Source organism: Amycolatopsis anabasis (genome assembly GCF_009765355.1).
In the GTDB taxonomy this organism is placed as follows: Bacteria; Actinomycetota; Actinomycetes; order Mycobacteriales; family Pseudonocardiaceae; genus Amycolatopsis; species Amycolatopsis anabasis.
The window spans coordinates 24,749-34,454 of sequence record NZ_VTHK01000080.1; the positions used below are offsets into that span (position 1 = coordinate 24,749).

At 68.7% G+C, this 9,706-nt stretch carries 9 protein-coding genes; 5 read left to right on the forward strand and 4 right to left on the reverse strand.

Annotated elements, in window-relative coordinates:
• Positions 1 to 61: 61 nt before the first annotated feature.
• Complete coding sequence (locus tag FXO23_RS46465; RefSeq protein ID WP_158894867.1) at positions 62 to 1,786, forward strand: sensor histidine kinase; 1,725 nt, start codon at positions 62 to 64, stop codon at positions 1,784 to 1,786.
• Positions 1,787 to 1,801: 15 nt separating this feature from the next.
• Here the strand turns inward: FXO23_RS46465 and FXO23_RS46470 are convergent, their stop codons facing one another.
• Positions 1,802 to 2,458, reverse strand: a complete 657-nt coding sequence (locus tag FXO23_RS46470) for a response regulator transcription factor (RefSeq protein ID WP_158894870.1) — start codon at positions 2,456 to 2,458, stop codon at positions 1,802 to 1,804.
• 260 nt (positions 2,459 to 2,718) lie between these two features.
• Between FXO23_RS46470 and FXO23_RS46475 the strand changes: the two genes are divergently transcribed.
• Positions 2,719 to 3,099 carry a hypothetical protein gene (locus FXO23_RS46475; protein WP_158894873.1) on the forward strand — a complete coding sequence of 127 codons (381 nt, stop codon included), beginning with the start codon at positions 2,719 to 2,721 and terminating at the stop codon, positions 3,097 to 3,099.
• A 6-nt stretch (positions 3,100 to 3,105) separates the two neighbouring features.
• Here the strand turns inward: FXO23_RS46475 and FXO23_RS46480 are convergent, their stop codons facing one another.
• The 3 genes from FXO23_RS46480 to FXO23_RS46490 all read right to left on the reverse strand — a co-directional run bounded on the left by FXO23_RS46480 (position 3,106) and on the right by FXO23_RS46490 (position 6,070).
• Positions 3,106 to 4,368: an HNH endonuclease signature motif containing protein gene (locus FXO23_RS46480; protein WP_158894875.1), complete on the reverse strand. Its 1,263-nt coding sequence runs from the start codon at positions 4,366 to 4,368 to the stop codon at positions 3,106 to 3,108.
• Positions 4,369 to 4,509: 141 nt separating this feature from the next.
• The gene (locus tag FXO23_RS46485) at positions 4,510 to 5,382 is read right to left on the reverse strand and encodes an aminoglycoside phosphotransferase family protein (RefSeq protein ID WP_158894878.1); all 873 of its coding nucleotides are present in this window, start codon (positions 5,380 to 5,382) and stop codon (positions 4,510 to 4,512) included.
• 70 nt (positions 5,383 to 5,452) lie between these two features.
• Positions 5,453 to 6,070, reverse strand: a complete 618-nt coding sequence (locus FXO23_RS46490) for a TetR/AcrR family transcriptional regulator (RefSeq protein ID WP_158894881.1) — start codon at positions 6,068 to 6,070, stop codon at positions 5,453 to 5,455.
• 26 nt (positions 6,071 to 6,096) lie between these two features.
• Between FXO23_RS46490 and FXO23_RS46495 the strand changes: the two genes are divergently transcribed.
• The 3 genes from FXO23_RS46495 (at position 6,097) to FXO23_RS46505 (ending at position 9,673) form a co-directional block, all read left to right on the forward strand.
• The gene (locus tag FXO23_RS46495; RefSeq protein ID WP_158894884.1) at positions 6,097 to 6,837 is read left to right on the forward strand and encodes an SDR family oxidoreductase; all 741 of its coding nucleotides are present in this window, start codon (positions 6,097 to 6,099) and stop codon (positions 6,835 to 6,837) included.
• Positions 6,838 to 6,921: 84 nt separating this feature from the next.
• A complete protein-coding gene (gene recD2 / locus FXO23_RS46500; protein ID WP_158894887.1) occupies positions 6,922 to 9,153 on the forward strand; it encodes an SF1B family DNA helicase RecD2 in 2,232 nt (743 codons plus the stop codon).
• 88 nt (positions 9,154 to 9,241) lie between these two features.
• The gene (locus FXO23_RS46505) at positions 9,242 to 9,673 is read left to right on the forward strand and encodes a DoxX family protein (protein WP_158894890.1); all 432 of its coding nucleotides are present in this window, start codon (positions 9,242 to 9,244) and stop codon (positions 9,671 to 9,673) included.
• Positions 9,674 to 9,706: the final 33 nt, after the last annotated feature.

Below are 9,706 nucleotides of genomic sequence, written 5' to 3' on the forward strand. Positions count from 1 at the left end.
ACTTGTACTACGACTATATGAATGCCTGTCAAAAATCGCGACCTTGACCGATCGGAGCGCTATGGCTGAGGGAGCACCCCGTCCGGCAGTGCCGGAGGGGCCCGCCAGCGCGCTCACCGGACTGCGTCTCGACGAGCTGCTCCACGAGGTACAGGATCGGCTCGCCGAGATCGTCAAGACCAGGGACCGGTTGCAGCGCCTGCTGGATGCGGTGCTGGCCGTGGCGACCGGGCTCGAACTGGATTCCACGCTGCGGCGGATCGCCGAAGCCGCGGTCGAACTGGTCGACGCCCGGTACGGCGCGCTGGGGGTGCTGGACCCGGAGGGTGGGCTTTCCGAGTTCTTCTACGTCGGTATCGACGAGGAGACCCGGGCGCAGATGGGGCACCTTCCCGAGGGACGGGGTTTACTGGGAGTGTTGATCGACGACCCGCGGCCGGTGCGGGTCGCGGATCTTTCGCGGCATCCGGCATCGGTCGGTTTTCCGCGCAACCACCCGCCGATGCGGAGTTTCCTGGGCGTGCCGGTGCTGGTCCGGGACGAGGTTTTCGGCAACCTGTACATGACCGAGAAGCGCGACGGGGGCGAGTTCACCGCCGAGGACGAGGTGGTGCTGCAGGCGCTCGCCGCGGCGGCCGGGGTCGCGGTGGACAACGCCCGGCTTTTCGAGCGGTCCAAGACCCGGGAGCGCTGGCTGGGCGCGGTCGCCGAGATCAACGACGAACTGCTGGCCGGGGCTTCGGTGGAAGACACCCTGCGGTTGATCGTCGAACGTGCCGGGGAACTGGCCGGCGCGGAGGCCGGGTTGATCCTGCTGGCCGACGACAGCGGGCTGAAGACGCTTTCGGTGACGGCCGCCGCGGGGGAGCGGGGGCGTGATCTGCTCGGCGCGTCGGTGGCCACCGAGGGGTCGGCGATCGGGGACGTGTTCCGCACCGGTCAGTCGCAGCTGGTCAACCACATCGGGACGGCCTTGCAGGTCGACACCCAGGTGAGCGCGGCCGGGCTGGGGCCGGCGGTGGTGGTGCCGCTGAACAACGCCTCGGGCATCGGCGGGGTGTTGATCGCCGCGCGGAGCAAGGGAGGCGCCCAGTTCGCCGAGGATCAGCTGCCGATGCTTTCCTCGTTCGCCGATCAGGCCGCGGTGGCCCTGGAATTCGCCGACAAACAGCGGAATCAGCGCCTGCTGGACGTGCTGGCCGACCGGGATCGCATCGCGCAGGACCTGCACGATCTGGTGATCCAGCGCCTGTTCGCGACCGGGATGAGTCTGCAGGGCACCATGCGCCGGGTCACCGACGAGCATGTGCGCGCCCGGATCGCGCTCGCGGTGGAGCAGCTGGACCGGACGGTCCGCGAGATCCGGACATCGATCTTCGATCTGCACACCGCCGGTTCGGACACCCAGACGAGCCTGCGCCGGAGGCTGCTGGACATCGTCGCGGATCTCACCACCGACGCGACGGTGTCGCCGTCGGTCCGCATATCCGGTGCGGTGGACACCTTCGTCACCCCGGAGCTCGGCGAGCACGCCGAAGCCGTGGTGCAGGAGGGGCTGAGCAACGCGCTGCGGCATTCGGGGGCGGACGAGATCAGCGTTTCGGTGGACGCCGGCGACGAACTGGTGATCGAGATCGTCGACGACGGTTCCGGGATCCCGGACGATGTCGCGCGCAGCGGGCTGGAAAATCTCCGGCGCCGGGCGGATCAGGCGCACGGCCGGTTCGCGGTCTCGGGCACCCCGGTCCGGGGCACTCATCTGGTCTGGCGCGCCCCACTGGCCTGAGCTTCGCGACCCCGTTCACTCGGGGGTGAGCGGCGGGTTCGTCCGCCGCATTTCGGTGGCCAGCACGGCCGCCTGGGTCCGGCGTTGCATGCCGAGCTTGCCGAGCAGCCGGGACACGTAGTTCTTCACCGTTTTTTCCGCGAGGAACAGGCGGTCGGCGATCTCGCGGTTGGTCAGTCCCTCACCGATGAGATCGAAGACCGCGCGTTCCTGTTCGGAGAGCGCCGAAACCGGGTCCCGGTGTTCTCGTTCGCGCCGGATCCGGCTGAGCAGTGCGGCCGTGGTCCGGCTGTCCAGCAGGGACCCGCCTTCGCCCACGGTCCGCACGGCCGCCACGAGATCGGAGCCGAGTACCTGTTTGAGCACGAACCCGGACGCCCCCGCCATGATCGCGTTGAACAGCGCCTCGTCGTCGGCGTAGGAGGTCAGCATCAGGCACCGCAGCCCGGGGAGCCGGGAAATCAGGTCCCGGCACAGCTCGACCCCGTTCCCATCGGGAAGCCGAACGTCGAGTACCGCCACGTCGGCCCGTGCGGCGGGAATCCTGGTCAACGCCTCGGCGACCGATGCCGCCTCCCCGGCGATTTCCAGATCGTCCTCATCACCGAGCAAGTCGGCGAGTCCGCGGCGCACGATTTCGTGGTCATCGACGAGGAACACCCGGGTAGTCACCGGGCCCCACCTCCTGGACGCGTTCGGTCACCGGTGCGGTCCTGAACGTTACTCGGGATCGGGAGTGACTCGAAAGCCCCGTTATCACCCGAACGTGCAGGTGACAAGGGTCTTACGGGCCGATAATGCCGGGCCGGTGGACCGGAGCCGATTTCCGCGCGACAACGCAGACTCGGACTGTGTATCTGGCGCGGAAAGGGCGCCTCCTGTCTCTCGGTGCATCAGCACGCTGGGATTCGTTGTGTGCGAAGGAGCTCGTGATGGTCCACTTGCCGCCCCGGTTCCGCTGGCCGAAACGCAATCGCCTGGTCGCGGTAGCGTACTGCTGCACGGCCTGGGACGGCCCGGGCGCGAGCCTCGCCGAGCTTCGGGCCCGCTGCCTGGAATTCGCTGGTGCGCACGGCCTGCGCATCGACGCCTGGGCCACCGAAGTCACGCCGGACGTGGTGGAGAGCCGGTACACCTCCTTGCTCCGGTACACCATCGAGTTCGCCAACGACCCGGAAACCGACACCCTGCTGATCGCCGAGTCCAACAACCTGGTCCTGTCCTGCGGCTCCGCCGCCGTCATCGCCAGGGCGCTGAGCCCGTTCGACTCCAAGGTCGTCTCGGTCGACATGACCTGCCCGGCCCCCGCTTGACGCTCCTTACCCGGCTCGTTGTCGTTGGCCGGGTGGTGCGTTGAGGCGTGGGTGTGCGGTGTTGCGGAGGGGTTTTCGGTCTGGGTCGAGCCATGTGGGTGGGAGGAACTCGGGTGTTCCGTGGTTCATGCGTATTTCCCATTCGCTGTGGTGGAGGAGTCGGTGGTGTCTGGCGCAGAGGAGGACGAGTTCGTTGAGGTTGGTGTGGCCGCCGCGGGTCCACCAGTTGGTGTGGTGTGCGGTGCACCATTTTGGTGGTCGGGTGCAGCCGGGGAAGGCACAGCCGCCGTCTCGGACTGCTAGGGCTCGTTTCTGCATGGGGCTGGCGAGCCGGGATGCTCGGCCGAGGTCGAGGACGGCGCCGGTGCCGCCGAGGACGGCGGGGAGGATTTTGGCGTCGCAGCACCAGCGGCGTGCTTGGCTGATGCTGCCGTAGCCCATTCTGTCGATGACGGTGGTGCCGATTCCGGCTTTGAGTTCGTTGAGTCCTACGGTGACGGTGATGACGGCTCGTTCGCCGCCTTGTACGGCGAGTTCGTCGGCGCGGGCGGCGAGGTCGACGATTTCGGCGAGGGCGTCGCCGTGTCGTTGGGGTGCGCTGCGCTTGTCGGGTTGTCCGGTGGCCTCGGTGGTGTCGGGTTGGCTGAGGGTGTCGAACAGGCCTGCCAGCAGGGTGGCGGTTTCGGGGTCGGTTTTGCCGGTGAAGTGGAGGTGGCCGGTGCGGTCGATGCGGTAGCGGAATTCGCGGGTGGGGGCGCGTTGTTCTCGGTCGGTGTCTTCGGGGGTTTTGTGGTGTTGGTTGAGGTAGTCCAGCAGGTGTTTCCCGGCGCGGCGCACGGCCAGTGGTTCGGCGATGCGGGCGAGGTCGAGCAGTAACCGTTCGGCCTCGGTGTGCTGGGTGGGGGTGCGGTTGCGGGGGAGTGCGGTGAGGATTTTGGTGATCTCGTGCAGGTGTTCTCGGCTGATGGCTCCGATTCGGACGGCTTCGCCGGTGAGGGGCATGGGGGGTGGGGATGTTCCGCTGGTTGTTCGGGTGGGTGTGGTTGTTTCGGCTTGGGTGAGCCGGGTTTTGGCTTCGCGGCGGGAGATGCGGAGTGCTTCGACCAGGAAGGTGGTGGTGCTGCGGTAGCCGTGTTCCTTGGCGAGGCCGCGTTGGTCGGCTTCGTGGATGAGGGTGAGCATGTGGGCGTAGCTGGTGCGCAGGATGTCTTCGCATTCCAGCAGTTGTGCGGTGAGTGCGGTGTTGGAGAGTGTCCAGGTGGTGTTCATGCGGACGACACTACTCTGGTTCGAACGTATGTTCGAACACCCTGATGGGTGAATTGGCGTATTGACTTTCTGGGGACCGCGTGGAGTGGTAGGTGTGTCGCTATACCCGGGATAAGGCAGAGCTGCGGGAAATGGGTGCGGTCAGTTCACGGCCAGGGCGCGTTCGAGCGCGGCTCGGCCTGCCGGTTCCCAAGTCGGTTTGCCTCCGGGGAGACCGAGCCTGCCGTTGCGCCCGATGATGATCAGGTGCAGGGCGCGCAGGACGGCCCAGCCGCGAGCCCGCGCGATGGTGGCCTCGTCCGCGTTCTCGTAGATGTCGAAGAACCGGCTCGCCGTGCCCGCGGGCAGCAGGATCCAGGCGGCTGACAGGTCGGACGCGGGATCGCCCGCGCACATCTCGCCGAAGTCGATCACTCCGGAGAGCGTCCCTTCCCGCACGATCACGTTCGCGGGATGCAGATCGCCGTGCAGCCAAGTCGGTGCCCCGTGCCACGCGGGCGCCGCGACGGCCTTCTCCCAGATCTCTCGGGCGTCGTCGGCTGCGACCTCCAACGCGCTGGTGAACTCGTCCGGCATCTCGGTCAGCGGGATGCCGCGGGTGGGGTTGGCCGGGGCTTCCGCGGGTGCGTGCTGGTGCAGGGCTTTGAGAAAACCCGCGAGGGTCTCGGCCGCGTCGGCGCGGGTGATCGGCGCGTAGTCCGCCGGCTCGCCCGCAACCCAGCGCGTGATCGTCCAGGTGTGCTCGAACAGGGCCGAAGGTTCGCCGGTGCGCACCGGGATGGGCGTCGGCAGCGGCAGGCGCTCGGCCAGCACGGGCAGCCACTTCTGCTCGGTGCGCAGCAGGGCCGGGGCGCGCTCGGTGCGCGGCAAGCGCACGGCCAGTTCCGCCCCGAGGCGCCACTGCTGGTTGTCCCAGCCACCGGCGACATCTCGGAGTTCGAGGTGGGCGAGATCCGGATGCTGTTCCCGCAGCAGCGCTCGCACCAGGTCCTGCTCGAACCTGAACCCGTCCATGGATGAACCTCCAACCGCGAGTGTCCGCCGGCAAGCTAGCACCGGCCGGGACGCTGCCCGATGAGCGCGCTTACGGCGCGTTCGCGTCGGGGCGGTGTGCGCGGAGGCCGTCGACGAGGATCGAGAGCAATCGAGGTCCTCGCGCGTCGAGTTCGGCGTCGTCCAGCCGTGACAACCAGCTGATGAGCACGATGACGTCGCGGGCTTCGGCGTCGGCGCGGACGCTGCCGGTCGAGCGACCGGCGGCCAGCAGCAGTTCCACCGCTTCACCGATCGGGCCGAGGCTGTGGGCGGCGAGGTCGCGCCATGTCGCCGCCTCGACGGCGGCGAACACGTCGCGCTTGACCCGGGCGTAGGCGGCCACCCGGTCGAACCACGCCGCCAACGCGTCCAGCGGCTGGTGCGTCGCCAGCAGGCGCGGAGCCGCGGCAACCAGTTCATCCATCTCATGGCGGTACACCTCGGCGAGGAGGTCCTCCCGGGTCGGGAAGTGCCGGTACAGCGTGCCCTGCCCGATGCCGCAGGCCTTCGCGACCGCGTTGAGCTTCAGATCTCCCGGTTGGTGCACGAGATCGCGCGCCGCCTGCAGGATCCGTTCCCGGTTGCGCTGTGCGTCCGCACGCCGCGTTCCGCCGCTCTTGACGGAAGCGGACACGTGTCCGCTAAGCTCGTCGGGGTAACCGGACATGTGTCCATTCTAGGCAGAGGATCTTCATGACCAGCCACGGCAAGGTCGTCGCCATCACCGGCGCCAGCAGCGGAATCGGTGCGGCGACAGCTCGCCACCTCGCCTCACTCGGTGCGGCCGTCGTCCTCGGCGCCCGCCGCACCGACCGGCTGGACCGGCTGGTCGCCGAGATCGAAGCCGCCGGGGGCGAGGCGGCCGCCACGCGCGTGGACGTCACCCATCCCCACGATCTCCAGTCGCTCGTCACCGCCGCCGTCGAGCGCTTCGGCCGCCTGGACGTCTTGGTGGGCAACGCCGGGATCAGCAGGATCGGCCCCCTCGCCGACCTGGACGTCGAGGGCTGGTCGGCGATGGTCGACGTGAACGTCAAGGGGATCCTGCACGGGATCGCCGCGGCCCTGCCGGTGTTCCGCCGTCAGGGCAGTGGTCACCTCGTCACCGTCGTCTCGACCTCCGGCCTGAAGATCGTCCCCACCCAGGCGGTGTACGCCGGGACGAAGAACGCGGTACGCACCCTCCTGGAGGGCCTGCGGCAGGAGAACACCGACGGGGTTCTGCGGACGACCTCGATCTCCCCGGGCTACGTCCGCACCGAGTTTGTCGACCATGCCGTCGACGATCCGGCCCTGCGCGAGCAGGCCAGGCAGAACCTGGCCGATCTCGGTATCGACCCCGCCGCGGTGGCCCGGGCGATCGCCTTCGCGATCGACCAACCCCACGACGTCGAAATCGGGGACCTGACCATTCGACCGACCCGCCAGGGCTGAGTGACCCGCTCATCGGTTTGGGACGAGGTCGCCCGGGGCCAGCGGACGGTCGTGATATGGGTGTGCGGTGACGGTGGAGCAGGGATGACGACACGGGCGCCGGTTCCGGGAGCGGTACTCGAGGTGGTTCTCGAGCGGATCACGTATGCCAACGAGGAGACCGGGTACACCGTCGCCAGGGTCGACACCGGGCGCGGGGGCGATCTGGTGACCGTGGTCGGCGCGCTGCTCGGCGCTCAGCCGGGCGAGTCGCTGCGCATGCGGGGGCGGTGGGGCGCGCATCCGCAGTACGGGCGCCAGTTCCACGTCGAGGACTACACGACCGTCCTCCCGGCGACCGTCCAAGGCATCCGCCGCTACCTCGGTTCGGGGCTGATCAAGGGGATCGGCCCGAAACTCGCCGATCGGATCGTCGAGCACTTCGGGGTCGACGCGCTGGACGTCATCGAGCAGCAGCCGGACCGGCTGATCGAGGTGCCGAACCTCGGGCCGAAGCGGACCAAGCTGATCGCCCAGGCCTGGGAAGAGCAGAAGGCCATCAAGGAGGTCATGGTCTTCCTGCAGAGCGTCGGCGTCTCCACCTCGCTCGCCATCAAGATCTACAAGCAGTACGGCGACGCGGCCATCTCGGTGGTCAAGGAGGAGCCGTACCGGCTGGCCGGGGACGTCTGGGGCATCGGCTTCCGCACCGCGGACACGATCGCCCGCGCGGTCGGCATCCCGCACGACAGCCCGCAGCGGGTGAAGGCGGGGCTGCAGTTCACCCTGTCCGAGGCCACCACCAACGGCAACTGCTTCCTGCCCGAACAGGAGCTGATCGCCGAGGCGGTCAAGATCCTCCAGGTCGACACCGGTCTGGTGATCGAATGCCTCGCCGAACTGGTCGCCGAGGAGGGGGTGGTACGCGAACGGCTGCCGGGGGAGGACGCCGAAACGCCGATCGACGCCCTCTACCTGGTGCCCTTCCAGCGCGCCGAGGTGTCCCTGGCCAACCAGTTGCTGCGGCTGCTGCGCACGGAGGACGACCGGCTGCCCGCGTTCGCCGGGGTCGACTGGGACAAGGCCCTGGCCTGGCTGCACCGCCAGACGAAGACCGAACTCGCCGCGGCACAGGTCGAGGCGGTCAAACTCGCGCTGACCAGCAAGGTCGCGGTGCTGACCGGCGGCCCGGGCTGCGGCAAGAGCTTCACCGTCCGCTCGATCGTGCTGCTCGCGCTCGCCAAACGCGCCAAGGTCGTGCTCGCCGCGCCGACCGGCCGCGCGGCCAAACGGCTCACCGAACTCACCGGACACGAGGCCTCGACCGTGCATCGCCTGCTCGAGCTAAAACCCGGTGGCGACGCCGCGTACGACCGCGACCATCCGCTGGACGCCGACTTGGTGGTCGTGGACGAGGCCTCCATGGTCGACGTGCTGCTGGCGAACAAACTGGTCAAAGCCGTGCCGCCGGGCGCGCACCTGCTGTTCGTCGGGGACGTCGACCAGCTCCCCTCGGTCGGGGCGGGGGAGGTGCTCCGCGACCTGCTGGTGACCGGAACCCCGCTGCCGCACGTCCGGTTGACCGAGGTGTTCCGCCAGGCCCAGGAATCCGGTGTGGTCACCAACGCGCACCGGATCAACGCCGGTGAGCTGCCGGTCGTCCAGGGGCTGCCGGACTTCTTCCTGTTCGCGGTGGACGAGCCGGAGGAGACCGCGAAACTGACCGTGGACGTCGTGGCCCGGCGGCTCCCGGCCAAGTTCGGCCTCGACCCGTGGCGGGACGTCCAGGTGCTGGCGCCGATGCATCGCGGCCCGGCGGGCGCCGCCGCGCTCAACCTGCTGCTGCAGGAGACGCTCACCCCGTCGCGGCCGGAGGTGCCGGAACGCCGGTTCGGCGGCCGGATCTTCCGCGTGCGCGACAAGGTCACCCAGATCCGCAACAACTACGACAAGGGCGCCAACGGCGTCTTCAACGGCACCCTCGGCGTGGTCACCGCGCTCAACACCGAGCAGCAGACCGTCACCGTGCACACCGACGAGGGGGAGGAGGTCGACTACGACTTCGCCGAACTCGACGAGCTGACCCACGCCTACGCGCTGACCATCCACCGTTCGCAGGGCAGCGAGTACCCGTGCGTGGTCGTCCCGATCACGACCAGCGCCTGGATGATGTTGCAGCGCAACCTGCTCTACACCGCGGTCACCCGCGCCAAGAAGCTGGTGGTTCTGGTCGGCTCGCGCCGGGCCATCGAACAGGCGGTGCGCAATGCCGGGAGCGGGCATCGGCACACCGCCCTCGACCTCCGCTTGCGGGAACTGGTGAGCCCTCAGCCATAGCCGACCGCTATGACCGCTCGACATAGGTTTCGCCCGGTCCGCCGTGTCATCCTGCTCTCCGAGGCGTGGCGGAAGGGGTGAGACACCGATGTCGAAAACGGCGCATTCCGCAGTGCTGTCCCTGACCAGGGCCGTCGTGGGGCTGTTGTTCGCCTGCCACGGCGCCCAGAAGCTGCTCGGCCTCTTCGGGGGTACGCGGCATCCCATCGACTTCGGCGTCTGGCCGCACTGGTGGGCCGGGGTGATCGAACTCGTCGGCGGGACGCTGGTGATGGTCGGCCTGGCCACCCGGCCGGCCGCGGTGGTGTGCTCCGGCTCGATGGCCTACGCGTACTTCGTCGTGCACCAGCCGCTGGGCCTGCTGCCCATCCAGAACAAGGGCGAGGCGGCCGCGCTGTTCGCGTGGTTCTTCGTGCTGATCGCGGTGCTCGGGCCGGGGCGGTTCGCCCTCGATACGGTGCTGGCCAACCGCCCCGGCTCCCGAGACCGGGTGGTCAGTAGCGGTAGTGGTCGGACTTGAACGGGCCTTCGACGTCGACGTCGATGTACTCGG